Here is a 26,783-nt window from a genome sequence, read left to right as displayed (position 1 = left end):
GTTCGCCGTTTTGTTTTGGCGACTTTAATAATATATCACGCTGAAGCACTAGAGTCAATAGCTTTCTTTAACTTTTTTTAAAAACATTTCATTGTGAAACATTTCATCGTGCTAACAGTTTATATTGTGCTGTTTCTGAGACAGCTTGATTAGTTTACCACGGTTACCAACCCATGGCAATACCTAAATTAAAAAAGCTTCTATCCTATGATAAAAGCTCTTCTATAAAGAGATCGTTGCGGTTTTTAAGTGCGATGATATCACCGTTTGTTTCTAACTTGATCATTGGTCGTGTCGGTTGGCTTTCTTCTATAAAGACGATCTCACCGATATCATAGTTTGTAAGTCTAACACGGCTGCCCACTGATAAGGTGGAAAGACCCGCTATCATAGCTTGCATAACTTGATGATCAAATTTCCCAAACTGATCTTTCATCATCATCTCAAGCACTTTAAAAGGAGACTGCTTGCTTCGATATGGTCGTTCGGCAGTCATGGCTAAGTAAACATCAGCAACTGCTAGAACTTTACTAAATGGATGAAGCTTGTTTCCTTGAACTTTTAAAGGATAGCCTGACCCATCTGTTCGTTCGTGATGTTGAAGGACACCGAGAAGAACACCTTCTTTAATAGAGGGAATCTTTTTCAGCATGTTGTAGCCTTGAATCGTGTGTTTCTTCACTTCATCAAATTCAGCTGTCGTTAATGACCCGCTCTTTTTTAATAAAGTAGGCTGGACTTTTGCCATGCCGCAATCGGACAACACGCCTGCTAGGCCGATCTGTATGCAATCTCCGCTAGAGAAGTTTAACTTTTTAGCCAGGAACGTGCTAAGGATGCCTACTGCTATTGAATGGTGGTACATATAATCAGCACTCGTAGCGTAGTGGTGTAGCAAGAGGATCTCTTTCGGTACACTCGATCCTTTCTCTAATACAGGAAGAACACTCTGACGTACTTCGAGCATATCGACCCCACTGCCAGATTGCCAGTTTGTAAACAATTGCTTATAACGTTTTACCGTTTGCATATATAGCGCTGGAAAAGAAAGCTCTTCTTTTTGAGGCACTTGGGTATGTATTTGTTCTTCAGATATCGTCGCATCACTTCTATGATTCAGTGAATCTTTTACTCCACGTGTTGTGTTCACACCGAAAGTTGACTCATTCAACACATCTATCTCTTCGATCTGAAAACGAGTAAGTACGCGCAGATGCTCAACATTCAATCTCGTGTTTTTATTGACGATCGGCTGATTAGTCATCGAGAAGACATCCTGAACCAGCATCTGCCCGGCCTTAGCTTGACTCGTTTTTATCTTCATACAAAAAAGCTCCTTTTATTTGGAAGGTCATAATTTTATTTTACATATAAAAAAGAGGAAAATGTAGATACATTTTCCTCTTTTTAGAAATTATTCGTTATTCTCTTCGTTTGTGTCTGTTTCTGGAGCTGTTGTTTCTTCAGCAGGTGCTATACCTTCTTCACCTTCTGTAATGATTGGGTTACCTTCTTCATCCAGCAACTCATCCGTTTCTTCTTCACGTTCTACAACAGCTACTGTTGCTACGTGATTCGTATCATTCATAGTCATCAATCTAACACCTTGAGTGTTACGTCCCATTTGGGAGATGCCTGAGATGTTCATACGAATGATGATTCCTTTTGCTGTAATGATCATAAGGTCTTCTTCGTCCGTTACAGTTTTAAGCGTAACAACTGGACCGTTCTTTTCAGTGATGTTTACGGTTTTAATTCCTTTACCACCACGTGACTGAAGACGGTATTCACTCATAGGTGTACGTTTTCCGTAACCTCTATCTGTAACGATCAAGATATCTTGCGTCTCATCTAAGACTTCCATACCTACAACCGCATCGTCATCACCAAGAGTGATCGCTTTAACACCCGTTGCTGTTCTACCCATTGATCGAACATCTGTCTCTTGATAACGAATCGACATCCCTTGTTTCGTTCCGACGATGATATCTTTTGTTCCATCTGTTAAACGAACGCCCATCAGCTCATCTTCTTCACGAAGGTTTATCGCAAAAAGACCACCTTTACGGATGTTGCTATAAGCTGATAACGGAGATCGTTTCGTGATTCCTTGCTTCGTCATGAAGTTAAGGTAGATCTCATCACTTTCCATGTCTTCTACAGGAATGACAGCAGAGATCGTTTCACCTTGCTCGATCTGCAGCAAGTTGATGATTGGAATTCCTTTTGCTGTTCTGCCGTATTCAGGAATCTCGTAGCCTTTTAGCCTATAAGCCTTCCCTTTATTCGTGAAGAACAGGATGTAGTTGTGCGTATTTGTCGTAAACAACTGTTCAACAAAGTCATCCTCACTCGTGCCCATTCCTTGGATCCCTTTACCACCACGACGCTGTGAGCGGTAAGTAGAGATCGGAAGGCGCTTGATGTAGCCTTTGTTCGTTAATGTAATTACGATATTTGAACGAGGAATCAGATCTTCGTCTTCAATACTATTAAATCCTACAGAGATGATCGTACGTCTAGGGTTGTCGTACTTCTCTTTGATCTCGATAAGCTCTGTACGAATGATCTCAAGAATTCTTTGTTCATCTGCAAGAATCGCTCTCAATTCCGTGATTAAAGCAACAAGATCATTGTATTCGTTCTCGATCTTGTCTCGCTCTAAACCTGTCAAACGCTGCAATCGCATATCTAAGATAGCTTGAGACTGCTCGTAACTTAATTCAAACTTCTCCATTAAGCCTTCACGTGCAAGGTCCGTTGTTCTTGAAGCACGGATAAGTGCAATTACTTCATCTAGATGATCCAGTGCGATACGAAGACCTTCTAGGATATGAGCTCTTGCTTCTGCTTTTTTAAGATCAAATTCCGTACGGCGACGGATGATGACTTGCTGATGCTTCAGATAATGGTACAAACATTCTTTGATGTTAAGAACTTTTGGATGTCCATCAACAAGTGCAAGCATATTAATACCAAAGCTTGTCTGTAGTGCTGTCTGTTTATATAAATTATTTAAAATAACATTTGCATTCGCATCACGGCGTATCTCCATCACGATGCGCATACCGTTACGGTCAGACTCATCACGAAGATCCGTGATCCCTTCAATCTTTTTATCACGAACGAGCTCAGCGATCTTTTCGATCAAACGAGCTTTGTTTACTTGATAAGGAAGTTCCGTTACGATAATCGCTTGTTTTCCGCTAGGCATCTCTTCGATTTCAGCTTTTGCGCGGATAATGATAGAACCTCTTCCAGTTGTGTAAGCTTTGCGAATTCCTTCACGTCCTAGGATTTCACCTGCCGTTGGAAAGTCTGGGCCTGGAATAATTTCCATGAGTTCAGGAATCGTGATATCCGGATTTTCACTTACTGCTAAAATTCCATCGATGACTTCACCTAATTGATGCGGCGGAATGTTCGTTGCCATACCAACCGCGATCCCTGCAGCACCGTTAACGAGCAAGTTCGGAAAACGAGCAGGTAATACAACCGGTTCTTGTTCAGATCCATCATAGTTATCTTTGTAGCCGATCGTATCTTTGTTGATGTCTCGTACCATTTCCATGGCGATCTTAGACATACGTGCTTCTGTGTAACGCATCGCTGCCGCTGCATCGCCGTCGACTGAACCAAAGTTACCGTGACCATCGATCAGCATGTGGCGGAAGTTGAAATCCTGTGCCATACGAACCATCGTGTCGTATACAGCAGAGTCACCGTGAGGGTGGTACTTACCGATTACTTCACCAACGATACGAGCAGACTTTTTGTACGCTTTATCAGCCGTCATGCCAAGATCGTTCATCGCATAAAGGATACGTCTGTGAACAGGCTTTAATCCGTCACGCACATCTGGCAAAGCTCGGCTGACAATAACACTCATGGCATAATCCATGAACGATGCTTTCATTTCCGTACTAATATTAATTTCTTTAATCCGGGAACGTTCCATTTCAGACATTCATTTTACCTCCATAACCTCTTTAGAACAGGTTTTTAAAGCCCCCTAATTCGGCTCTTAAACGCACCGAAACTGGACCTTGTCCAGCTTCAGTATCTCTTATGTTCAGCTTTTGCAATGTTTACCGCTAAGCATTTTATATGATTATTTACTTTAAAGTAACTGCTTACCGCAAGCGTGCCTCACTTATATATCTAAGTTCGTCACATATTGTGCGTTTTCTTGGATAAAGTCACGGCGCGGTTCAACTTTGTCACCCATTAAGATATCGAACGTTTCATCAGCTGCCATCGCATCTTTCATTTCCACTTGCAGCAATGTACGTGTCTCTGGGTCCATTGTCGTTTCCCATAACTGAGATGGATTCATCTCACCTAGACCTTTATAACGCTGAAGCTGAGGCTTAGGCACTTGCGGAAGTTCAGCTAGCAACTTTTCAAGTTCTTTATCGTTGTAGGCATACTCTATACGTTTACCTTGCTGTATCTTATAAAGCGGAGGCTGTGCGATATAGATATAGCCGTGTTCAATAATCGGACGCATATATCTGAAAAAGAACGTTAGAAGCAACGTACGGATATGTGCACCATCGACATCGGCATCTGTCATGATGATGATCTTGTGATAACGTGCTTTTGTTATATCAAACTCATCGCCGATTCCTGTTCCTAAAGCCGTGATGATCGCACGTACCTCGTTATTTGAAAGGATCTTATCTAGTCGTGCTTTTTCAACGTTGATAATCTTACCGCGAAGTGGCAAGATCGCTTGGAAATGACGGTCACGTCCTTGCTTTGCCGAACCACCGGCAGAGTCACCCTCAACCACATAGATCTCAGAGATGCTTGCATCTTTAGAAGAACAGTCTGCCAGTTTACCAGGCAGTGACGATACTTCTAACGCACTCTTACGTCGTGTTAGTTCACGTGCTTTTTTAGCAGCAACACGCGCACGTAGTGCCATCATCCCTTTTTCAACGATTGATTTCGCAACGACCGGATTCTCGAGCATGAAGGATGAAAACGTCTCTGAGAAGATAGATTCTGTAATCTGTCTTGCTTCAGAGTTTCCGAGCTTCGTTTTCGTTTGCCCTTCGAACTGAGGATCAGGGTGTTTGATCGAGATGATCGCTGTTAGTCCTTCACGAACGTCTTCACCTGTTAAGTTCGTATCATTGTCTTTGAACAGATTGTTCTTGCGGCCATAATCATTAATCACACGTGTTAGTGCTGTCTTAAACCCTGACTCGTGCGTACCGCCTTCATGTGTATTGATGTTGTTCGCGAACGAATAGATGTTGCTTGCGTAGCTGTCGTTGTATTGGAATGCGATCTCAACCGAGATGCCGTCCTTTTCCCCTTCAACGAAGATCGGTTCTTCATGCAGCACTTCACGTGTACGGTTGATGTGTTCTACATAAGATTTAATCCCGCCTTCATAGTGGTATTCCTTTACAACTGGCTCTTCACCACGTTTGTCTTCAGCAATGATACGAAGACCACGGTTTAAGTATGCCAGTTCACGAATACGGTTTGAAAGAGTAGGGAAATCATATTCTAATGATTCAGTAAAAATTTCAGGGTCTGGTTTGAAGTGAGTACGAGTACCTGTTTTGTCAGTTTCGCCGATAACTTTGAGATCTGCAGTCGGCACGCCGCGTTCATAAGATTGATAGTGCAGTTTCCCGTCACGAGATACGGTAACTTCAAGCATCGTAGACAAGGCATTAACAACTGAGGCACCAACACCATGCAGTCCGCCTGATACTTTATAACCTCCACCGCCAAACTTTCCTCCGGCATGGAGAACCGTCATGATAACTTCTAGAGCAGGTCTTCCCATTTTTTCATGCATACCTACTGGGATACCACGTCCGTTATCTACTACCGTGATGCTGTTGTCTTCTTCAATCGTAATTCGAATCGTGTCACAATGACCCGCTAAGGCTTCATCGATCGAGTTATCGACGATTTCCCATACAAGATGGTGAAGACCGCGTACGTTCGTAGCACCGATATACATCCCTGGACGTTTACGGACGGCTTCAAGACCTTCAAGTACCTGGATATTACTTTCATCATAATTTTGCTGTTGTTCTAACTGTTGTTCAGTCGTCAATTCGTTCACCTTCATTCCGGTTTAAAAACGCTTTATTTATAAAACCTTTATTTTATATTCCAGCCATTTTCAAGTTCGAGGCGATCAGAGGCTCTCTTTTTTAACGTAGAGGCAGAAAGAGGAGATAGATAGATCGTTTTATCTGTAATGATTACAGATTTTGCAGCATTTCCGCTTAAATCGGTCAGTGTCTGATTGTTCTCATGCTTTTTAAGAAACTCTAAAGCTAACTCAGAAGCCTTTAACGCATTGATATCCAATATCGCCAGCACATCTTTTGAATGAATAACTTCTTCATCACCTAAATGCAGAAGCAATGTCCTCACCTCATTTCAAACGTTCTATAGAGCCTGCGTGAACTTTGTAAGTTGCGGCTTTCTCAAGTGTTTCGTGGTGTATCCCTTCCACACTAGTCGTTGTAACAAAGGTTTGTACTTTACCTTGAATCGTATTTAAAAGATGCGATTGTCTGAAATCGTCTAGTTCAGATAACACATCGTCCAACAATAGTATCGGGTATTCTCCGACTTCTGAATGAATCAGATCAATTTCAGCGAGCTTTAAAGAAAGAGCAGTCGTTCTTTGTTGTCCTTGAGATCCGAATGTCTGCACGTCTTTTCCGTTCACTGAAAAAAGCAGATCGTCCCGATGAGGACCAAATAAAGAAGTTCCTCGGTCAATCTCTTTTTCTTTTATTTTACCAAACTTTAGATGAAACGCTTCTATCATTTTCGACAAGTCGAGCTCATCGCATACCTCTACAGTTGGTTTGTAATGAATTTTTAGAGTTTCCAATCCTCTCGATATCCCGTGGTGGATCGGTTCTGCCCAACTTTGAAGCTTTTCCATGTATTTCATACGTTTCAACGTCACTCTGGCTGCTTTATCAATAAGCTGTTCTGTTAAGATCTCGAGCATCGTCATGTTTTGCTGACTTTTGTTGCGATACATCTCTCTTAATAAAGAGTTTCGCTGAGATAAAATCTTTTGGTACACAGAAAGGTCATTTAAATAAACCGCGTTAACCTGTCCGATTTCCATGTCAATAAAACGACGACGCACCTGTGGACTGCCTTTTACAAGATTAAGATCCTCAGGTGCAAACATAACCACATTTAGATGTCCAACGTAATCGGTTAACCGTCGTTGTTCAATGCGGCTGATTTTCGCTTTTTTTCCTTTTTGTGAGATGACGAGACTTAAATCAAAAGAACTGTTTCTCTTTTTGATGCTACCCTCTATTTTAGCATATTCTTCGTCCCAAGATATCAACTCTTTATCTTTTGCTGTTCGATATGATCTTGCCATGGCCAAAACATAGATGGATTCCATGACATTTGTTTTTCCTTGTGCATTCTCACCTAGAAAAACATTGACCTTATTCTCGAATTCCAGAGATTGTTCTTTATAGTTTCTGTAATTCCTAAGCTGAAGCTTTTCAATATGCAAAGGGATACCCCCTATTCCGTTGTTACCTTGAACTCTCCTACTTCTGGAATGGACACGACATCACCCGCATATAGTTTCTTACCTCGGCGTGTTTCATGTTCTCCGTTCACAAGAACTTCATGTTCTGCTAAATACCATTTTACCATTCCTCCCGATTGGATGACATCGGTAGTTTTCAACAGTTGTTGAAGGGTGATGAATTCAGTGTTGATCTTTACGTTTTCCATTTTTTAAAAAACCTCCTGGTTGTTGCTTTGTTGTCTCAGTTGTCTCAATGGTGTTATTGAAAGGTTGATCTACGTTCCAGGTTGCTCGCTTTCCGGGGGGCGTGCGGTGAGCCTCTTAGTGCTTTGCACTATTAAGAGTCTCACCTGTCCCGCTGATCCCCCAGGAGTCTCGCACCTTGCACTCCGATCAATACTCAATGATGTAAATATACAAAGATTTAAAAATATACAATCCACAATCTGTTAGTGAAAATCATCTCACACTTACTAGTTTCTCCAAAAAACGTTGGACTTAGAAAGAAAAGAAAGCCACCGGTGATTCCGGCAGCTTTATATTTTAGTAAGTTCTTACAGGCAAGATTAATTGGCGGATCGAATCGTCTGATACGGGTTGGATAAGAAACGGTCTCATCGCACCTGTGAACAGGATGCTGATCTCCGTGCAATCCATCACTTTTAGAGCTTCCATCACATATTTTGCGTTGAATGAGATTTTCAGCTCTTCTCCCTCAATCTCCTCTGCGATCATGTGTTCAAATACTTTACCGATTTCTGGAGAATTTGAAGAAAGTTCGATTGTTTGGTTATCGAGTGTTGCTAGTTTCACGACGTTGTTTCTTCCTTCTCTAGCTAATAAAGAAGCACGGTCGATCGCTTGTAAGAATTCCTTCGTCTTCAACACGAATGTAGTCTTGCTCTCTGAAGGAATCAGTTTTGAAGTATCCGGATAGTTACCGTCTAATAATCTTGAGAACAATAAGATGTTTTTAGCTTTGAACAAGATCTGATTGTTCGTTACAACGATTTGAACCTTTTCAGCATTCTCATCAAGAATCTTTGAAAGTTCGTTCAAGCTCTTTCCAGGAATCACGACGTTCTGGAAGGAAAGCTCTTCACTTTGAGAATCAATCGGCATTTTTCGTTCAGCCAAGCGATGACTATCTGTTGCAATACAGTTTAGAACACCGTCAGTTAACGTCCAGTTAACACCTGTTAGGATAGGGCGTGTTTCTGAGGTGGACACCGCAAAGACAGTTTGGCGAATCATTGCTCTCAACAGATCACTTTGGATCTCAAAGACTAAATTCTCTTCGATCTGCGGTAATCTAGGGTATTCTTCAGGATCTAATCCTAAAAGGCTAAATTCAGAAGCGCCTGAACGAAGAGTCGTTTCAAATCGCTCACCTACTTCAATCTCAACAGAATCGTTCGGAAGTTTTTTAACGATCTCTGAAAAATAACGAGCTGGAAGTACAACACTTCCTTCTTGCTTCACTTCGATATGTACAAGATCTCCTTCTTCAACCGGTATCAGTCGTTCAATTGAAATATCAGAATCACTACCAGTCAGATGAACACCGTCATATGTTACTTCCATCTTGATTCCCGTAAGAATCGGAATTGTTGTTCTTGAAGATACAGCTTTCATTACATCTTGAACAGCTTCGATCAACTGGTTTAATTGAATCTTAACTTTCATTATTTTGCCCCCCTGATATTTATTAAAATCTTTTAAAAAAATAGTAGTAATAGTACTAGGCGCTGTGAATGTGTGGATAACCCTAGAAAACAAAGATAGAACAGCCTATCCACATGTGGACAGACTGTGTATAAAGTAACTGAAGTTATTCACAGTATTCAGTGCGCTTATTTAATTCGATTTAAGCTGATCGTGAATTTCTTGCACTTTTCTTTGCAAAACATGATCCGTAATTAGCATAGTAGAGATCTTTTCATGAGCATGAAGAACCGTTGTATGGTCTCGACCACCAAATTCTTCACCAATCTTAGGTAAAGAATTATCTGTTAGTTCACGTGAAAGATACATCGCGATCTGTCTAGGAAAAGCTACAGACTTTGTTCGTTTCTTCGCTGTGAAATCTTCTAACTTCACATTGTAATGCTTGCCAACTACTTCTTGTATATGATGAATGGTCAATGTTCTTGGCTTTGCAGAAGGAATAATATCGCGAAGTGCTTCTGCTGCAAGATCTGCATTCATATCTTGGTTAATTAGAGATGAATAAGCGACAACGCGAATGAGTGCTCCTTCTAACTCTCTAATGTTCGTATCGATCTGATTCGCTATATAAAGCATCACTTCGTTTGGAATATCAAGGCCTTCTGCTTTTGCTTTTTTCCGCAAGATTGCGATACGCGTTTCTAAGTCAGGAGGTGTGATATCCGTAATAAGTCCCCATTCAAAGCGGGAACGAAGTCTGTCTTCTAATGTCGGAATCTCTTTTGGAGGTCGATCACTAGAGATGACAATCTGCTTACTTTCTTCATGAAGTGCATTAAACGTATGGAAAAATTCCTCTTGCGTTTGTTCTTTTCCTGCAAGGAACTGAATATCATCTATTAAAAGCACGTCCACACTGCGAAATTTGTTGCGGAACTCAACCGTTTTATTGTCACGAATCGAGTTGATGAACTCGTTCGTAAATTTTTCGGAGGATAGGTATACGACCTTCGCCCCAGGATTATGTTCCAATACATAATGGCCGATCGCATGCATTAAATGCGTTTTTCCTAATCCAACGCCCCCATAAATAAATAGCGGGTTATAAGCTTTTGCTGGTGCTTCAGCAACAGCTAATGATGCGGCATGAGCAAAACGGTTTCCAGAACCGATAACGAATCGGTCAAATGTATATTTTGGATTCAACATACTTTGAGAAACTTCTTCGTGAGGCTCGTTTGCTGCTTTTGGGGCTTTTTTCATGGAAAGTTCCAGATCTAAGTCTAGTTCTGTCTGATTTTGTGGAATGATGAACTTTACGTCAAGTGCTGCTCCTGTTACGTCCAGCAGCGTCTCAGAAATGATACCTGCATATCTGGATTCTAGCCAGTCACGGGCAAACTCATTTGGCGCAGTAATGACGAGCGTATCATTTTGTAAAGCATGTGCCGTTGTTGATTTTAACCAAGTCTCAAAGCTAGGCTTACTGACTTTTGTTTCGATCGCAGCAAGTGCTTTGGACCATAGGTCGTTTATGTTTTCCAACCAATTTACCCCCCTTATCTCTTTCGAATCATCCTATTTCAGCAGTCATTTCCCTGTTGTATAAGAATTGTACACCCAGTGAATACCTATGAATAAAAATAAAAAGTCCACACCTTATGTGAATGATAATTAATATAGTAGATAATAGGATTATGAACAGTAAAACCATGTCTGTGGACAACCTTTATAACAGCTTTTGATAACTGTCCACAAGTTTATCCACAGGTTGTGAATAACTTTATTAGCAGTGCAGGTTGTTAACGAGTTAAAACACAACAAGCATATCAAAAATAATCAGGCTTGGCAACGAGTTATTGTTACTTATCCACAACGCCCATACCTTGTGTAGAAAAGTTGTCCACAACACTAGATTTTGTGTAAAACGTGTCGATAATTGGTGTGGATAATGAAAAGTATGTCGAAAAAGATGTCCACAGGTTAGGTCATGAAGATTTTGGTGAAGCTTGTAGAAGGATCATATGGAGATATAGTTGTCCATGATAATTGGGAAGCTGCGGTGAATCGTTAGCTCTGCAAACTTTGGTTTGATTCTAAAAGAGTGTTTTGTTTCTATTTACTTCGTTGGTTTGTTGATTGGAATGGAAGGTGCGAGACTCCTGCGGGACAAGCGGTCAGGTGAGACACTTAAGGGCGCAAAGCGGCAAGTGGCTCACCGCCTGCCCCGCGGAAAGCGAGCAGCCTGGAATGGAAATCAACTACTTTCAAGAACTTCACTAGCATTTCGAAACAGAGATCATCACTTTCAAAGGCAAAAAACTTGCAAAAAAACACAAACTTAAAATCCGGCTTGACAAATTTATGGGTCAGTCATTATACTTTATTAGACTGTCTTTTATAAGAGATATCCTCAGGGAGGTGTAATATACATGAAACCTACATTTCAACCAAACAACCGTAAGCGTAAGAAGGTACATGGTTTCCGTGCACGTATGGCTACTAAGAACGGTCGTAAAGTTCTAGCTCGCCGTCGTCAAAAGGGAAGAAAAGTGTTATCCGCATAGGCCACTGACATCAGTGGTCTTTTTTTACTTTTATAGAGAGAATTTTGCTCACTCCGAGTCCGTATTTTCTGTACGATGTCGTTTTTTCGAAGTAAAAGGTTTTATATGAACCAAACAGGCCGATACTGGGTGATGATCGAAACAAAAAGACTTTGGAATGAGATTGCATAATTGATGGAGTGTTAAATGAATGAAGAAAGAACAACGCATCAAAAAAAATGAGGAATTTCAAGAAGTCTTCAAAAAAGGAAAATCAACGGCTAATCGCCAATTTGTAATATACAGTTTAAGAAAAGAAGATCAGCCTGTTTTTCGCATCGGTCTTTCTGTCAGCAAAAAAGTTGGAAAAGCTGTTACGAGAAACAGAATTAAACGATCAGTTAAAGAAATCTTCCATAAATATAGTGAACAGCTACTCTCAGGCAGGGATTACGTGGTTATCGCGAGAATACCTACTGCTAATATGGACTTTCACGAGATGGAAAAAAGTCTGCTTCATGTTTTGAACAGAGCGAACGTTTTAAAAAAGAGGGTGTAAAAAAATGAGATCCTTATTTATAGGGATTATTCGTTTTTACCAGCTATGGATTTCCCCGCTAACACCGCCTTCATGCCGCTTTTATCCGACCTGCTCGCATTACGGTATAGAAGCTTTCAGGCGTCACGGTGTATTTAAAGGAATGTGGCTAACTTTTGTCAGAATTTCAAAGTGCCATCCTTTTCATCCCGGAGGCGTTGACCTCGTGCCTGAAAAAAGGGACAATAAATAATTGAGATAAGATTTATGATTTTAAGGAGGATAAGAGTGTGCGTAAGAAAATAGGTTTACTGATTGCCCTTTTCGCACTCATGGCTGTCCTATCTGGATGTGGATCGATGAATGATCCCATTACTAGTGACAGCACTGGAATTTGGGACACATATTTTGTATATCCGTTATCATGGTTGATCACATACTTTGCGACCTTAACTGGTGACAACTACGGATTAGCGATCATTATCGTAACATTGATCATCCGTACAGCGCTTCTTCCATTAATGATTAAGCAAACACGCAGTTCAAAAGCGATGCAAGAGATCCAACCTGAAATTCAAAAGCTTCGTGAAAAGTACAAGTCAAAAGATGCGAACACTCAACAGAAGTTACAGCAAGAAACAATGGCGTTATTCCAGAAGAACGGAGTTAACCCGCTTGCTGGATGTTTACCTTTATTGATTCAAATGCCGATTCTTTTAGGTTTTTACCATGCGATTATGCGTACGGGTGAAATCGCAAACCATAATTTCCTTTGGTTTGACTTAGGAGATCCGGATCCGTTTTATATCTTACCGTTAGTAGCCGGTATAACGACATTCTTACAACAGAAGATCATGATGGGCGGAATGGACAACCCTAATCCGCAGATGAAGATGCTTTTATACATCATGCCAGTTATGATCGTTGTATTTGCGATTAATTTCCCAGCTGCACTATCTCTATATTGGGTGATCGGTAACATATTCATGATCGGACAGACATATTTCATTACGACCCCAATGAAAAAGAAAGAAAACCAAGTTGATGGGGGAGCTAAAAAGTGAAAAAGGTACAGGTAACAGGGAAAACGGTTGAAGAAGCAGTAGCAGCAGCACTAGAACAACTTCAGACTTCAAAAGATCAAGTAGAGATATCCGTTCTTGAAGATTCCAAAAAAGGTTTCTTTGGACTTGGCGGGAAGCCAGCAGTTGTTGAAGTAACAGTGAAAGCTGATCCTGTTAAATCCGCGATCGACTACCTTAAGGATGTTACATCCAAAATGGGAGTGCCCGTTACCATCACACAGCGACAGGAAAATGATCATCTTGTGCTGGATTTATCCGGTGACAAAATTGCGATTTTAATTGGAAAACGTGGACAAACGCTTAATGCGCTTCAGCTTTTAACGAATATGGTTGCAAATTCTGATCCTGCAAGCAAGCATGTGAAAATTGTGCTTGATGCTGAAAACTATCGTACCAGAAGACAGGAATCACTCGAGCGATTAGCTGAGCATTCTGCACAAAAGGTATTTTTTACGAAGAAAAGCTTTGCTTTTGAGCCGATGCCTGCTAATGAACGAAAAGTGATTCATTTAGCACTCAAAGAAAACAGAGATGTTGAGACTACGTCTGAAGGGGTAGAACCTTTTCGTAAAGTCGTTATCCGCCCAACATCCTCAAGCAAAAGATAAAAAAGCTTCAGAGGTTTATCCTCTGGAGCTTTTTGTTTGCGTCATCTAATAGCTACTAATCTTAAGTTAATGGCACGAGCACATTTAAACTCGTTTTAAGGCTTGATTTCAGCCACGTTTTCTTTACTGTGAGCACATTATGCGATACACTATTTTTTATTGTGGATATTTATGTCCATTTTTACTAAAACCTTATCACAGTAAGTATTTAAGGCCATACTAAAGGTAATTTATATAGAGCGAAAGTAAAGAGGAAAGCCGAGGTGAAACAACAATGGAATTTGATACGATCACAGCGATCTCTACTCCGATGGGAGAAGGTGCGATTGCGATCGTTCGTTTGAGCGGACCTGACGCAGTAGCCATTGCAGATAAAGTGTACAGCGGGACAAAACGTCTCTCTGAAGTTGATACACATACGATTCATTACGGAAAATTGATTGATCCGAAACTCGATCAAGCGGTAGAAGAAGTGATGATCAGCGTCATGCGTGCACCACGAACGTTTACGCGGGAAGATGTTGTTGAGATTAACTGTCATGGAGGGTTAGTTTCTGTGAACAGAGTTCTTCAATTGATTCTTCAGCAGGGAGCGCGCTTAGCTGAACCAGGAGAATTCACGAAGCGAGCATTCTTAAACGGCAGGATTGATCTATCTCAAGCGGAAGCGGTCATGGATTTGATCCGTGCGAAGACAGACCGTGCGATGAACGTAGCCCTCAACCAGATGGAAGGCCGTTTATCTTCACTCGTTATGCGTCTTCGACAAACGTTATTAGAAACAATCGCCCATGTAGAAGTGAACATCGATTATCCAGAGTATGATGCAGAAGAGATGACTCATTCTTTATTGAACAACAACCTTTTGACTGTAAAAAAAGAAGTGGAATCGATACTGCAGACGGCAAGTCAAGGGAAGATCCTTCGTGAAGGGTTGTCTACGGCGATCATCGGAAGACCGAACGTAGGTAAGTCCTCACTCATGAATGCACTCGTTCATGAGAATAAAGCGATCGTAACCGATATTGCGGGAACAACACGTGACGTTATTGAAGAGTACGTGAACGTAAGAGGTGTTCCTTTAAGACTCGTTGATACAGCAGGGATTCGTGAGACGGAAGACATCGTTGAAAAGATCGGTGTTGAAAAATCACGTAAAGTATTAAAAGAAGCAGATCTCATTCTGCTAGTTATCAATGGGAATGAAGTGCTCTCACTTGAAGATGAGAACTTGTTCCGTGCAGCTGCAGGACTCGATAAGATCGTCATTATCAATAAAACAGATCTTGAACTGAAAGCAGATATGAATCGAATAAAGGAACTATCTGAGAATTCACCCGTTATCTCAACATCTTTAGTAAAAGAAGAGGGAATCGATGAATTAGAGCAAGCGATCGCAAACCTGTTCTTTGCAGGCGGAATTGAAGCTAATGACTTAACATACGTATCCAACTCAAGGCACATCGCACTTCTGCAGCAGACGATTCATCATATTGATGAGGCGCTCGGCGGCATTGAAGCGGATCTACCTATTGATATGGTACAGATCGATATAACAAGAGCTTGGGAGATACTCGGAGAAATCATAGGAGACACGGTTTCAGAGAGTCTGATCGACCAATTGTTCTCTCAATTCTGTTTAGGAAAATAAAAAAAGGAGGAAAAAACGATGGGATATAAAGCAGATACGTTTGATGTGATCGTTGTTGGTGCTGGACATGCCGGGGTTGAAGCTGCACTAGCTTCTGCTCGTATGGGCGCTAAAACCTTATGTCTAACATTGAATCTAGATACAGTCGCCTATATGCCGTGTAATCCGTCAGTAGGCGGACCAGCTAAAGGGATCGTCGTTCGTGAAGTTGACGCACTTGGCGGAGAGATGGCACGCAACATCGACAAAACACACATTCAAATGCGTATGCTGAACACAGGTAAAGGGCCAGCGGTACGTGCACTGCGCGCGCAAGCAGATAAATACCTGTATCAGCATGAAATGAAAAAAACGATGGAAAACACAGAGAACCTTACGTTACGTCAAGGGATGGTAGAGCGTCTGATCATCGAAGACGGCGTATGTAGAGGTGTTATCACAAAAACCGGAGCGGAGTATGCGGCAAAAGCGGTCGTACTAACAACCGGAACGTACTTAAGAGGGAAGATCATCATCGGAGAGCTCGCCTATGAGAGCGGACCGAACAATATGGCTCCTTCAATCAACTTGTCTTATCATCTGCAAGAGTTAGGCTTTGATATGGTGCGTTTTAAAACAGGAACACCGCCGCGCGTTAATAGCAAGACGATTGATTATTCAAAAACAGAAATTCAGCCTGGTGACGATGTACCTCGTGCTTTTTCTTATGAAACAACCGAGTACATCACAGATCAGCTTCCTTGCTGGTTAACGTATACAGGTGACGAAACGCATCAGTTGATCAACGGAAACCTTCATCGTTCACCGATGTATTCAGGAATGATCGAAGGTACTGGACCGAGATATTGTCCATCGATCGAGGATAAAATTGTACGGTTCAATGATAAGCCAAGACATCAGATCTTCTTAGAGCCAGAAGGACGCAACACGGAAGAAGTATACGTTCAAGGTCTTTCAACAAGTCTTCCGGAAGATGTACAGAAGCGAATTTTAGCAACGATTCCTGGTCTTGAAAAAGCAGAATTGATGCGTGCAGGATATGCGATTGAGTATGATGCGATCGTTCCCACACAGCTTTGGCCATCTCTTGAGACGAAGCGCGTGAACGGTTTGTTTACAGCAGGGCAGCTGAACGGAACGAGCGGGTATGAAGAAGCAGCGGGACAAGGACTCATGGCGGGAATCAACGCTGCGTTAAAAGTTCAAGATAAAGAGCCACTTGTGCTTGATCGTTCTGAAGCGTACATCGGAGTATTGATCGACGATTTAATCACAAAAGGAACGAACGAACCGTATCGCCTTCTAACATCACGTGCGGAGTACCGTTTACTGCTTAGACACGACAACGCAGATCTGCGCTTAACGAAAAAAGGTCATGAAATCGGACTGATACCAGAAGATCGTTACGAACGCTTTGTAGAGAAGAAAGCATTAATTGCGCAGGAAATAGACCGACTCGAGCATGTTTCGATCAAACCGAACGAAATCGTGCAGCAAGTTCTTGCAGAGTCACAATCGACTCCGTTAAAAGAACCAATGTCGGCAGCTAGCTTGTTAAAGCGCCCTGAGATCACATATCCGGTCATTCATAAACTCGTACCAGCAGAAACTGCCTTACCGGAAACGGTGATGGAGCAGGTTGAGATTCAGGTGAAATATGCAGGATATATCGATAAACAGCTCGCGCAAGTAGAAAAGATGCGCAAGATGGAAAACAAAAAGCTGCCTGTAGATCTTGATTACATGGCAATTAACGGACTAGCTACAGAAGCAAAACAAAAACTTCACGAAGTTCGGCCTCTTTCTGTCGGGCAGGCATCACGTGTATCAGGGGTAAACCCAGCAGATATCTCTATTCTGTTGATCTATCTCGAACAAGGTAAACTGGCGAAGATCGCCCGTTGAGGGGGAACGTGAAAATCATGAATATAGAATTGTTTCAAACTTCCTTAAAAGAAAAGGGAGTCGAATTATCAGAAAAGCAGCTATCACAGTTCGAAACGTATTATAACCTGCTCGTTGAGTGGAACGAAAAAATGAATCTTACAGCGATCACAGAAATAGAAGAAGTGTATTTGAAACACTTTTATGATTCTGTGACGGCAGGTTTTTATTTTAACTTTAATCAAAGTATCACAGTGTGCGATGTGGGGGCTGGAGCTGGGTTTCCAGCCATACCACTAAAGATTGCATTTCCAGAGATCAAGCTAACAGTCGTTGATTCTCTGAATAAACGCATTGGTTTTTTACAGCACGTAGTAGATGAACTTGGTTTGGAGGATGTTTCTCTGTATCATGACCGTGCAGAAACATTTGCGCACCGTCCAGAGTTTAGACAGACGTTCGATCTTGTGACGGCTCGTGCGGTTGCTAGACTGTCAGTTTTATCAGAACTTTGTTTACCACTCGTGAAAATTGGTGGGCACTTCTTGGGAATGAAAGGTGCTAACCTTCCTGAAGAAGTGAGAGACGGAGAAAAAGCAGTCAAACTTTTAGGCGGCAGAGTTAAAGATATTCATTCGTTCGTATTGCCGATCGAGGAGAGCGAACGCAATATCATTGTGATTGATAAAGTAAAAGAAACACCAAAGAAGTTTCCGCGTAAACCAGGAACGCCAAACAAATCTCCTATTTCATAATCTGATGCTGTGTTTCTGTGTGAAACACAGCTGTTACATAAAAGAAAGATTTTTACAGACTTGCAGGATTATTGAACTAGAGAGAAGAATTAGTTAACAGGCAGATTACAAAAGGTGGTGTATTCGCATGAAGCATCCTTTTTCACGTTTATTCGGCATCGGCGAAAAGAGCCAGCAAACCTTAGATCCAGAACCAGCTGAAAAAAACGACAACGAAGAAGTACTTCAACTTCCGGTTCAAAGAATCATACCCAACCGGTTTCAGCCTCGTACGGTTTTTATAGATGAACGAATTGAAGAGTTATCACAGACGATCGAAGCTCACGGAATCATTCAACCCATCGTCGTTCGAGGTATCGGCGACGACAAATACGAGCTGATCGCGGGCGAACGTAGGTGGCGTGCTGTCCAAAAGCTCGGGTGGGAAAAGATTCCTGCGATCATTAAAGAGATGGACGACTCGCAAACGGCTTCTGTAGCACTTATCGAGAACCTTCAGCGAGAAGAGTTAACCGCTATTGAAGAAGCGATGGCATATGCTAAGCTTCTAGAATTGCACGGACTTACACAAGAAGGCCTTGCTCAAAAGTTAGGGAAAGGTCAGTCTACCATTGCAAATAAGCTGCGTCTGTTAAAGCTTCCGCAGTCTATTCAAGATGCACTTTTGCAGAAAAAAGTGACAGAACGTCATGCTCGGGCATTGATCGTTTTGAAATCTCCTGAAAAGATGGAGGCCGTTCTCCAAGAAATCATCGAAAAGCAATTGAACGTGAAGCAAACAGAAGAACGTGTGAAACGAATGATCGAATCTGAAACAGCAGAAAAGAAGCCTCAGTCGCGTCGTAAATCCTATAGCAAAGATATGCGACTAGCGATCAATACGGTCAGACAATCGGTTGACATGGTCGTGCAAAGCGGGCTATCGATCGATACTGAAGAAGAAGAGCATGAGGAGTTCTATCAGTTCACGATTCGCATTCCAAAAAAATAAAAAGATAAGGCCATCAGCTTGAATGGGAGCTGGTGGTTTTTTTGTTGGCTTTTTGAGTGCTGAGGGCCGGACGAAGTAAAGCTCAAATGGGATGGGTGTGGGGTATCTGGCATTCTGTGAATGTCGATTGATGTAGACTCGCGGATAAACAGGAAAAATTCGCGGGATTATCGCCAAAACTCGCGGAATTAAGTCGAAAAATTCTTGAATAGATGCTAGAATTTGAGGGGTTTTAGGTGGAATACCCCTCTCCGTATAGGCGGTAATCAGCTTCTAAAGCCTAAAAAGCCATTTCTTCAATTTTTTCTATCTTAAATTCCTGAAGTGGCCGGATTCTAGAAGTAATAAGTTGAGAAGTGGACAAAATAAATCCTTCTTTTTCTATAATTCCGTACGTCATTTTATTTTCTTCGTGATAGAATAATAGATAATGAATGTTTTTAAGTGAGGTAGGTGACAACGTGGCCAAGACCATTGCAGTAGCCAACCAGAAAGGCGGAGTCGGAAAAACGACTACGTCGGTCAACCTTGGTGCATGCTTAGCATATTTCGGTAAAAAAGTATTGCTCGTAGACATAGATCCTCAAGGGAACGCAACAAGTGGTGTAGGTGTAGATAAAGGGGATATTGACCAATGTATCTACAACGTTCTTGTTGAGGATGTGGAAGTTAAAGATGTAATCGTCGAGACCATCTGTGAAGGTTTACATATCCTCCCGTCGACGATACAGCTTGCTGGAGCCGAGATCGAACTCGTACCCACGATCTCTCGTGAAGTTCGGTTAAAAAGAGCGTTAGAAAAGGTAAGTACCAATTATGATTTTATTATTATTGATTGCCCGCCATCATTAGGGCTGCTTACCATTAATTCATTAACGGCTTCTGATTCAGTCATCATACCTGTACAGTGTGAATATTACGCACTAGAAGGATTAAGCCAGCTTTTAAACACAGTACGACTTGTACAAAAACACTTAAATACCGACTTGATGATTGATGGTGTACTGCTTACTATGCTCGATGCACGTACAAACTTAGGTATTCAAGTTATTGAAGAAGTAAAAAAATATTTTCAAGATAAAGTGTATGAAACAATCATACCAAGAAACGTTAGACTATCAGAAGCGCCGAGTCACGGGAAACCGATTATTATCTACGATCCAAAATCCCGAGGTGCTGATGTTTATTTAGATTTTGCGAAGGAAGTGATCGGCATTGGTGAAAGGGTTAGGTAAAGGGCTGCATGCCTTCTTTCCTCCAACAGAGGCAGGAGAAGAAGAGCAGATAAAAGAAGTCAGTATATCAGAGCTAAGGCCAAATCCGTATCAGCCCCGAAAAGTTTTTGACCAAAAAGCCATTGAAGAACTAAAAGAATCCATTATCGAACATGGTATTCTTCAACCAATTGTTGTACGGAAAAGTATTAAAGGATTTGAAATCGTTCTAGGGGAAAGACGATTCCGCGCAGCTTCAGAAGCCGGATTAAAAGAGATCCCTGTAATCGTAAAAGATTATGACGAACAAAAAATGATGGAAGTTGCTCTTATCGAGAACTTACAACGGGAAGATTTGAATCCTGTTGAAGAGGCTCAAGCGTATCAGAAGCTGATGGAACACTTAAAACTCACGCAAGAAGAGTTAGCTTCCCGCGTTGGGAAGAGCCGTCCTCATATCGCAAACCATATTCGTTTGCTTCAGCTTCCAAAACCTGTTCTTGAACTTTTATCCAACGGACAACTATCAATGGGGCATGGACGAGCACTGCTCGGTCTTAAGAAAAAGACGAAGATGCAGCCAGTCGTTGAACGGGTAATGAATGAAAACTTAAACGTGAGACAGCTTGAAAAATTAATCTCTGATATTAATTTGAATGTTTCACGTGGAACAAAGAAAAAAACAGTACCAGCGAACGTCTTCTTCCAAGAAAAAGAATCTTCGTTACGAGATCGTTTTGGTACTTCTGTTTCGATTAAGAAATCAAAACGAAAAGGTAAGATCGAGATCGAGTTCTTTTCACAAGATGATCTAGAACGCATTTTAGAACTGTTAGAAAAGTAAGCAGAAAACCATCGCTGAGGTGGTTTTCTTTTTTGCTATTTCTTAAAGAGTTTTGATTAACAGTTTAGCACTATTGATTCAATTGAAAGTATGGACCTTGATTCTTTCGTTATAGTAATCAAAGATGAACTGCTTAGATAGGAGAGCATAAAAAAATGTCACTGTTAGGAACGATAGTAAATGGTATTGCCATTATTGCAGGAAGCTTTTTAGGATTATTTTGGACAAATATTTCGGATCGTTATAAAGATACGATCTTACAAGCGATGGCTTTGGCTGTTACGATTTTGGGAATCGGAATGGGGCTGAAGAGTGAACAGTTCTTAATCGTGATCGCAAGTTTGGCGGTCGGCGGCGCTCTTGGAGAGTGGTGGAATCTTGAAGAGCGATTGAACGCGATCGGCAAGTGGCTAGAAACTAAGGTAGGAAAACAAGATAAGGGCTCGGTTGCCACCGGTTTTGTGACAGCCACACTTGTTTTTGTTGTTGGAGCGATGTCAATCGTAGGTGCTCTCGATAGCGGGCTAAGACAACAGCATGATGTTCTATATACAAAGGCATTGATCGACGGATTCTGTGCGATCCTATTTACTTCAACGCTTGGCATCGGAGTCATGTTCTCTGCCATACCCGTCGTTTTATACCAAGGAATAATCGCCTTGATGGCTACACAGATCGATCGCTTCGTTTCTCAAGAATTGATGGACGCCTTGATTGTAGAGATAACGGGAACGGGTGGAATCATGATCGTCGCGATCGGACTGAATTTGCTTGGCATTGCTAAGATTCGTGTCGCGAACCTTCTGCCAGGTCTACTCATCGCAACGATTTTAGTTTTTATCGTTGAAAAATGGGAAAGTATTTTAGCGTTCTCGCAAGGATTGATTTAAAAAAAGCCGCTTCTATTTGAACGTAGAAGCGGCTTTTGTTATTGAATTTTATAAATGTCTTGTGAACGAGATTCGGTGCTTGCTATCATGTTTTTTTGTTGAATCTTTTTGCGTAAACAAGCCATATGAAGAGAATCAGCGATCAGATCAGCCATCTTCATCACAATGCTGAGTCGTGTGTTTTGAAGGACAAAATACTCCATAAACCCACTCACGTTTACGATACCTGTAATGTGCATATCACCCACTGGAGGCAGCTGTTTGTTAACGCCAGCTCCTGGTTTAACAGGACCATCGTTGATCGAGACCATGCCTACGTGGTTTAATCGACCTAAGCAAGCATCAATTCCTATAACAAAAGCACCTGGATGCTCAATCGCAATCATCTTTAGCTTTTCTTCTAAATTAACCGCGTGAACGGGGTCATCTAGTGTGCCGTAAACAAAGAACGGGAAAGTATCTTTATTATGCAATTTTGTACCAACAAGCGGGCCTAATGCATCGCCTGTCGATCTGTCTGTTCCTATACAGACAACGACAACTGGCTGATGAGTTGATTCCGGAAGCATAGGTAATATTTGTTCGGTGATTCTGAGCATCGCTTCCTTGTCTTCGTGGTGCAATTTATATTGAATGGGTTTCCCTAATCCCAGCTTCCGTTTGAGGAACATGACATCCTCTCCTTTATAATGGTTCTACTAGTATACGGAAGAAATCCTTTTCTTATACATGGTAGAATACAATAATCACAGACTTTTGTTTAAAGTCTATACCCGTTTCCTATGCACTCGTAACTCTAGAAGTTTTTCTTAACAGTAGATCACATATTTACATTTGATATTCTTAGCAAAAGCTGATTAAATAATTTCATAATCAAAGAGAGGAAGATGACCCATTGGCAGGTGCTAACTTACCAGAAACAGCAGAAAAAGCTGTCACGATTTTTTCCGATAAAGAATGGTGGACAGGCATTGCTACGACGAGCTTAAAGATCGTAGGAATCATATTACTCGCTATTATTTTCAAATACATCGTAAAAGCAGCGATTGCTAATGTTTTTAAAGTCCGGCTGAAATCTCCTCTGCGTTTAAGTGAGAGAAGAGAGAACACCCTATTTAGACTGTTAGATAACGTTGCTTCTTATGTTATTTATTTTGTGGCGATCTTGACCATATTAACGGAGTTCGGTGTAGATATTAAAGCGATTCTTGCTGGTGCTGGAGTGGTTGGTCTAGCGATCGGTTTTGGTGCCCAAAGTCTTGTAAAAGATATCATTACAGGATTTTTCATCATTTTCGAGAACCAGTTCTCTGTTGGAGATACGGTACGGATCACAAACTTTGAAGGAACCGTTGAAGAAATTGGATTAAGGACGACAAAAATTAAAAGCTGGACAGGAGAATTGCATATCCTGCCGAATTCGTCTATCACAGAAGTTACGAATTTTTCTGTTCATAACAGTATTGCGGTCGTTGACTTGAGTATTGCTTATGAAGAGGATATCGATAAAGCGCAAAACATTATCCAGGATGTCGTGAAGAACGCTAAACCAAACTATCCTGAGATGGTTAAAGAACCAGAAGTATTAGGTGTTCAGATGCTTGGTGCATCAGAAGTTGTAATCCGTGTTACAGCAGAGGTACTTCCGATGACACACTTCAAGATTGCACGTGAACTCCGTAAAACGTTAAAACACGAGCTTGAAAGAGCAGGAATTGAGATTCCTTATCCTAAAATGGTCACGTATCAAAAAGAACCGGTGCCAAAAGAAAATAAATAAGGGAGAGCTGAAGTATGCAGCAAAAAGAATTTCAACTTCACGATGAAGTAGAAATGAAGAAGCAGCATCCATGTGGAACGAATCGTTGGAAAGTGATTCGCATGGGTGCGGATATAAGGATTAAATGCATGGGATGTCAGCATAGCGTGATGTTGCCAAGAGCGGAGTTCGCTAAGAAAATTAAGAAAGTCTTATCCTCTCCAGGCGAGTAACAATTCCTGTTTCACGTGAAACAAAAAACACGCGATATAATTTTATAAAATGATTAAACGTTCGAACCGGGTTACACGACCCGGTTCTTCTTGTTTTTTAAGATGATAAAACCTATAATTGGGAAGGATATTTTTTTATTACAATGAAAAGTCTTAGGATTTCTAAGCTTTATATAAAACAGAGGAGTGAATGAACAGTGGCTCTTACAACTGGAATCGTTGGTTTACCGAACGTTGGTAAATCTACATTGTTTAATGCTATTACACAAGCAGGTGCTGAATCTGCTAACTATCCGTTCTGTACGATCGATCCAAACGTTGGAATCGTTGAAGTACCTGACCACCGTCTTCAAAAATTAACAGAGATGGTACAGCCGAAAAAAGTAGTACCTACAACTTTTGAGTTTACAGACATCGCTGGAATCGTAAAAGGTGCGAGTAAAGGAGAAGGGTTAGGAAACAAATTCTTATCTCACATCCGTCAAACAGATGCGATCCTTCAAGTTGTTCGTTGTTTTGATGATGAAAACATCACGCACGTTCACGGAAAAGTTAATCCGATCGATGATATTGAAGTTATCAACCTAGAGCTTATCTTTGCAGATCTTGAGTCTATCGACAAGCGTGTTGCACGTGTTGAAAAGCTTGCAAAGTCTAAAGACAAAGAAGCTGTAGCTGAGTTTGCTGTTCTTTCAAAGATCAAAGAAGCTCTTATGCAAGAACTTCCTGCACGAAGTGTTGATCTAACACCTGAAGAGAAGAAGATTGTTCACACGATGCACCTTCTTACAATGAAGCCGATTCTTTACGTTGCTAACGTAAGCGAAGATGAGCTTTTAGAAGGCACGAACGAGCATGTTGAAGCAGTTAAAGAATATGCGGCACGTGAAAATGCTGAAGTTATCGTAATCTGTGCAAAAGTGGAAGAAGAAATCGCTGAGCTTGATGGCGACGAAAAGATGGCATTCTTAGGAGAACTAGGCATTGAAGAAGCAGGTCTTGATAAGCTGATCCGTGCTTCATATTCTCTTCTTGGTCTAGCTACTTACTTTACAGCGGGAGTTCAAGAAGTACGCGCATGGACGTTCCGTAAAGGGATGAAGGCTCCTGCATGTGCAGGAATCATTCACACGGACTTTGAAAGAGGATTTATCCGTGCAGAGATCGTAGCTTATGATGATCTGATGGCTGCTGGCAACATGGCAGCTGCTAAAGAAAAAGGTAAAGTACGTCTTGAAGGTAAGGAATATGAGATGAAAGATGGAGATGTTGTTCATTTCCGTTTTAATGTTTAATAAAAGACTGCTGAGAAGAGGTTGATTTCCGTTGCAGGTGCTTCGCTTTCCGCGGGGCAGATGGTGAGCCACATTCGTACGTTTCACTCTTAAGTGTCTCACCTATCCACCTGTCCCGCAGGAGTCTCGCACCTTCCACTCCAATCAACTAGTCAGTGAAGTTTTTAAATAAACGAATCCGAAGCAATTTAGAAAAACGAAGGAAAAGTTATCGCTTTTCCTCTTTTTTATGCTTTTTTCGAGAGATGCTTGTTTTATACAGGATGTTTTGATATAATTCTTTATTGTGAGTTAATTGTCAACAAATACTGTTATGATGATTTTCTCCTTGCCCTTAAATATTTGTTTTTGGGCCGCTTAGACCAAAAGGAGGTGAACGGAATGAAAAAGTACGAAATTATGTACATCGTCCGTCCGAATATCGAAGAGGAAGCTCTTAAGGCAACGAAAGAGCGTGCGAAAAGCATCCTAACTGACAACGGTGCGGAGATCGCGAACGAAAAGGAAATGGGTAAAAAGCGTTTAGCTTACGAAATCAATGACTTCCGCGATGGATATTACACGCTATTGGAAGTTAACGCTCCAAACGAAGCGATTAATGAATTCGACCGTCTTATGAAGATCAACGAAGATGTTCTTCGTTTCATGACAATCGTAGACGAAAGAAATTAATCCTTTAAGGAGTGGTTCTGAATGCTAAATCGAGTAGTACTGGTGGGACGTTTAACAAAAGACCCAGAATTAAAGTACACTCCAAACGGTGTGGCAGTTGCTAACTTCACACTTGCTGTCAATCGACCTTTTTCGAATCAGCAAGGTGAGCGCGAAGCAGATTTCATTAACTGTGTCGTATGGCGTAAGCCCGCTGAAAATGTAGCGAACTTCTTGAAAAAGGGATCGCTTGCAGGAGTGGATGGACGTTTGCAAACTCGTTCTTACGAGAACCAGCAGGGTCAAAGAGTGTATGTTACTGAAGTAATGGCAGAAAGTGTTCAATTCCTTGAACCTAAAAACGCTAATGCTGGAGGCCAGCAATATCAAGGCAACAGCAACAACTTTGGTGGACCATCAAATGACCGCGGATTTGGGCAGCAAAATCAGAACCGCAGCTATGGAAGTGACAACGGCTTTGGAGGACAGCAACAACAGCAGAATCCAAAACGTAATAACTTCAACGATGACCCGTTTGCAAATGATGGCACACCGATCGACATCTCTGATGACGATTTGCCATTTTAAACTAACGTAAACTATGAATCGGAATATA

The 26,783-nt window shown here is 41.4% G+C and carries 27 protein-coding genes; 18 read left to right on the top strand and 9 right to left on the bottom strand.

Annotated elements, in window-relative coordinates:
* Nucleotides 1-205 precede the first annotated feature (205 nt).
* From IHV12_RS07000 to dnaA, 8 genes are all read right to left on the bottom strand, one after another.
* Nucleotides 206-1,324 carry an HD-GYP domain-containing protein gene (locus IHV12_RS07000; RefSeq protein WP_197132720.1) on the bottom strand — a complete coding sequence of 373 codons (1,119 nt, stop codon included), beginning with the start codon at nucleotides 1,322-1,324 and terminating at the stop codon, nucleotides 206-208.
* A gap of 90 nt (nucleotides 1,325-1,414) precedes the next feature.
* Nucleotides 1,415-3,967 carry a DNA gyrase subunit A gene (gene gyrA, locus IHV12_RS06995; RefSeq protein ID WP_197132722.1) on the bottom strand — a complete coding sequence of 851 codons (2,553 nt, stop codon included), beginning with the start codon at nucleotides 3,965-3,967 and terminating at the stop codon, nucleotides 1,415-1,417.
* 186 nt (nucleotides 3,968-4,153) lie between these two features.
* Complete coding sequence (gene gyrB / locus IHV12_RS06990; RefSeq protein WP_197132725.1) at nucleotides 4,154-6,100, bottom strand: DNA topoisomerase (ATP-hydrolyzing) subunit B; 1,947 nt, start codon at nucleotides 6,098-6,100, stop codon at nucleotides 4,154-4,156.
* A 32-nt stretch (nucleotides 6,101-6,132) separates the two neighbouring features.
* Nucleotides 6,133-6,402 (bottom strand): extracellular matrix regulator RemB, encoded by a 270-nt coding sequence (gene remB / locus IHV12_RS06985; protein WP_066399572.1) that lies wholly within the window; start codon nucleotides 6,400-6,402, stop codon nucleotides 6,133-6,135.
* A gap of 10 nt (nucleotides 6,403-6,412) precedes the next feature.
* Complete coding sequence (gene recF / locus IHV12_RS06980) at nucleotides 6,413-7,534, bottom strand: DNA replication/repair protein RecF (RefSeq protein ID WP_197190319.1); 1,122 nt, start codon at nucleotides 7,532-7,534, stop codon at nucleotides 6,413-6,415.
* A gap of 11 nt (nucleotides 7,535-7,545) precedes the next feature.
* The gene (gene yaaA, locus IHV12_RS06975) at nucleotides 7,546-7,761 is read right to left on the bottom strand and encodes a S4 domain-containing protein YaaA (protein WP_066399568.1); all 216 of its coding nucleotides are present in this window, start codon (nucleotides 7,759-7,761) and stop codon (nucleotides 7,546-7,548) included.
* Between the two features lie 337 nt (nucleotides 7,762-8,098).
* Entirely contained in the window at nucleotides 8,099-9,241 is a 1,143-nt protein-coding gene (gene dnaN / locus IHV12_RS06970; RefSeq protein ID WP_197190318.1) for a DNA polymerase III subunit beta, read from the bottom strand.
* A gap of 171 nt (nucleotides 9,242-9,412) precedes the next feature.
* Nucleotides 9,413-10,768 (bottom strand): chromosomal replication initiator protein DnaA, encoded by a 1,356-nt coding sequence (dnaA, locus tag IHV12_RS06965; RefSeq protein ID WP_066399562.1) that lies wholly within the window; start codon nucleotides 10,766-10,768, stop codon nucleotides 9,413-9,415.
* Nucleotides 10,769-11,313: 545 nt separating this feature from the next.
* Here dnaA and IHV12_RS06960 point away from each other — a divergent pair.
* The 13 genes from IHV12_RS06960 (at nucleotide 11,314) to IHV12_RS06900 (ending at nucleotide 22,229) form a co-directional block, all read left to right on the top strand.
* Nucleotides 11,314-11,568 (top strand): hypothetical protein, encoded by a 255-nt coding sequence (locus IHV12_RS06960; protein ID WP_197190317.1) that lies wholly within the window; start codon nucleotides 11,314-11,316, stop codon nucleotides 11,566-11,568.
* Between the two features lie 87 nt (nucleotides 11,569-11,655).
* The gene (gene rpmH / locus IHV12_RS06955; RefSeq protein WP_007201576.1) at nucleotides 11,656-11,790 is read left to right on the top strand and encodes a 50S ribosomal protein L34; all 135 of its coding nucleotides are present in this window, start codon (nucleotides 11,656-11,658) and stop codon (nucleotides 11,788-11,790) included.
* A gap of 190 nt (nucleotides 11,791-11,980) precedes the next feature.
* Complete coding sequence (gene rnpA, locus IHV12_RS06950; protein ID WP_066399560.1) at nucleotides 11,981-12,328, top strand: ribonuclease P protein component; 348 nt, start codon at nucleotides 11,981-11,983, stop codon at nucleotides 12,326-12,328.
* A 4-nt stretch (nucleotides 12,329-12,332) separates the two neighbouring features.
* The gene (gene yidD / locus IHV12_RS06945) at nucleotides 12,333-12,560 is read left to right on the top strand and encodes a membrane protein insertion efficiency factor YidD (protein ID WP_082861542.1); all 228 of its coding nucleotides are present in this window, start codon (nucleotides 12,333-12,335) and stop codon (nucleotides 12,558-12,560) included.
* A 37-nt stretch (nucleotides 12,561-12,597) separates the two neighbouring features.
* Nucleotides 12,598-13,371 (top strand): YidC family membrane integrase SpoIIIJ, encoded by a 774-nt coding sequence (gene spoIIIJ, locus IHV12_RS06940; RefSeq protein ID WP_197190316.1) that lies wholly within the window; start codon nucleotides 12,598-12,600, stop codon nucleotides 13,369-13,371.
* The gene (gene jag / locus IHV12_RS06935) at nucleotides 13,368-14,000 is read left to right on the top strand and encodes an RNA-binding cell elongation regulator Jag/EloR (RefSeq protein ID WP_197132735.1); all 633 of its coding nucleotides are present in this window, start codon (nucleotides 13,368-13,370) and stop codon (nucleotides 13,998-14,000) included. The genes spoIIIJ and jag overlap by 4 nt, the downstream gene beginning before the upstream one ends.
* 274 nt (nucleotides 14,001-14,274) lie before the next feature.
* Nucleotides 14,275-15,651 carry a tRNA uridine-5-carboxymethylaminomethyl(34) synthesis GTPase MnmE gene (mnmE, locus tag IHV12_RS06930; RefSeq protein WP_197190315.1) on the top strand — a complete coding sequence of 459 codons (1,377 nt, stop codon included), beginning with the start codon at nucleotides 14,275-14,277 and terminating at the stop codon, nucleotides 15,649-15,651.
* A gap of 18 nt (nucleotides 15,652-15,669) precedes the next feature.
* Nucleotides 15,670-17,556 carry a tRNA uridine-5-carboxymethylaminomethyl(34) synthesis enzyme MnmG gene (gene mnmG / locus IHV12_RS06925; RefSeq protein ID WP_197132739.1) on the top strand — a complete coding sequence of 629 codons (1,887 nt, stop codon included), beginning with the start codon at nucleotides 15,670-15,672 and terminating at the stop codon, nucleotides 17,554-17,556.
* A gap of 17 nt (nucleotides 17,557-17,573) precedes the next feature.
* Nucleotides 17,574-18,290, top strand: coding sequence for a 16S rRNA (guanine(527)-N(7))-methyltransferase RsmG (gene rsmG, locus IHV12_RS06920; protein WP_197190314.1), 717 nt, complete (start codon nucleotides 17,574-17,576; stop codon nucleotides 18,288-18,290).
* A 127-nt stretch (nucleotides 18,291-18,417) separates the two neighbouring features.
* Nucleotides 18,418-19,281 (top strand): nucleoid occlusion protein, encoded by an 864-nt coding sequence (noc, locus tag IHV12_RS06915; protein ID WP_066399545.1) that lies wholly within the window; start codon nucleotides 18,418-18,420, stop codon nucleotides 19,279-19,281.
* 461 nt (nucleotides 19,282-19,742) lie between these two features.
* On the top strand, nucleotides 19,743-20,516 hold the full coding sequence (locus IHV12_RS06910) for a ParA family protein (RefSeq protein WP_197190313.1): 774 nt from the start codon (nucleotides 19,743-19,745) through the stop codon (nucleotides 20,514-20,516).
* On the top strand, nucleotides 20,497-21,339 hold the full coding sequence (locus tag IHV12_RS06905) for a ParB/RepB/Spo0J family partition protein (RefSeq protein ID WP_197190312.1): 843 nt from the start codon (nucleotides 20,497-20,499) through the stop codon (nucleotides 21,337-21,339). The genes IHV12_RS06910 and IHV12_RS06905 overlap by 20 nt, the downstream gene beginning before the upstream one ends.
* A 155-nt stretch (nucleotides 21,340-21,494) precedes the next feature.
* Nucleotides 21,495-22,229 carry a DUF554 domain-containing protein gene (locus IHV12_RS06900; RefSeq protein ID WP_197190311.1) on the top strand — a complete coding sequence of 245 codons (735 nt, stop codon included), beginning with the start codon at nucleotides 21,495-21,497 and terminating at the stop codon, nucleotides 22,227-22,229.
* 38 nt (nucleotides 22,230-22,267) lie between these two features.
* Here the strand turns inward: IHV12_RS06900 and yyaC are convergent, their stop codons facing one another.
* Nucleotides 22,268-22,900: a spore protease YyaC gene (gene yyaC, locus IHV12_RS06895; protein ID WP_197132746.1), complete on the bottom strand. Its 633-nt coding sequence runs from the start codon at nucleotides 22,898-22,900 to the stop codon at nucleotides 22,268-22,270.
* A 224-nt stretch (nucleotides 22,901-23,124) separates the two neighbouring features.
* Between yyaC and IHV12_RS06890 the strand changes: the two genes are divergently transcribed.
* The 5 genes from IHV12_RS06890 to ssb all read left to right on the top strand — a co-directional run bounded on the left by IHV12_RS06890 (nucleotide 23,125) and on the right by ssb (nucleotide 26,755).
* On the top strand, nucleotides 23,125-24,009 hold the full coding sequence (locus tag IHV12_RS06890) for a mechanosensitive ion channel family protein (RefSeq protein WP_231618389.1): 885 nt from the start codon (nucleotides 23,125-23,127) through the stop codon (nucleotides 24,007-24,009).
* A 14-nt stretch (nucleotides 24,010-24,023) separates the two neighbouring features.
* The gene (locus tag IHV12_RS06885; RefSeq protein WP_066244210.1) at nucleotides 24,024-24,221 is read left to right on the top strand and encodes a DUF951 domain-containing protein; all 198 of its coding nucleotides are present in this window, start codon (nucleotides 24,024-24,026) and stop codon (nucleotides 24,219-24,221) included.
* A 197-nt stretch (nucleotides 24,222-24,418) separates the two neighbouring features.
* Entirely contained in the window at nucleotides 24,419-25,516 is a 1,098-nt protein-coding gene (gene ychF / locus IHV12_RS06880; RefSeq protein ID WP_137791310.1) for a redox-regulated ATPase YchF, read from the top strand.
* A 381-nt stretch (nucleotides 25,517-25,897) separates the two neighbouring features.
* Complete coding sequence (gene rpsF, locus IHV12_RS06875) at nucleotides 25,898-26,188, top strand: 30S ribosomal protein S6 (RefSeq protein WP_066399533.1); 291 nt, start codon at nucleotides 25,898-25,900, stop codon at nucleotides 26,186-26,188.
* A 21-nt stretch (nucleotides 26,189-26,209) separates the two neighbouring features.
* On the top strand, nucleotides 26,210-26,755 hold the full coding sequence (gene ssb, locus IHV12_RS06870; RefSeq protein WP_066399530.1) for a single-stranded DNA-binding protein: 546 nt from the start codon (nucleotides 26,210-26,212) through the stop codon (nucleotides 26,753-26,755).
* Nucleotides 26,756-26,783 lie beyond the last annotated feature (28 nt).

Source organism: Fictibacillus sp. 7GRE50 (assembly GCF_015903875.1).
In the GTDB taxonomy this organism is placed as follows: domain Bacteria; phylum Bacillota; class Bacilli; order Bacillales; family Fictibacillaceae; genus Fictibacillus; species Fictibacillus phosphorivorans.
Note: the sequence above shows the minus strand (reverse complement) of the source record. Positions and strands in the feature narration are given on the sequence as shown.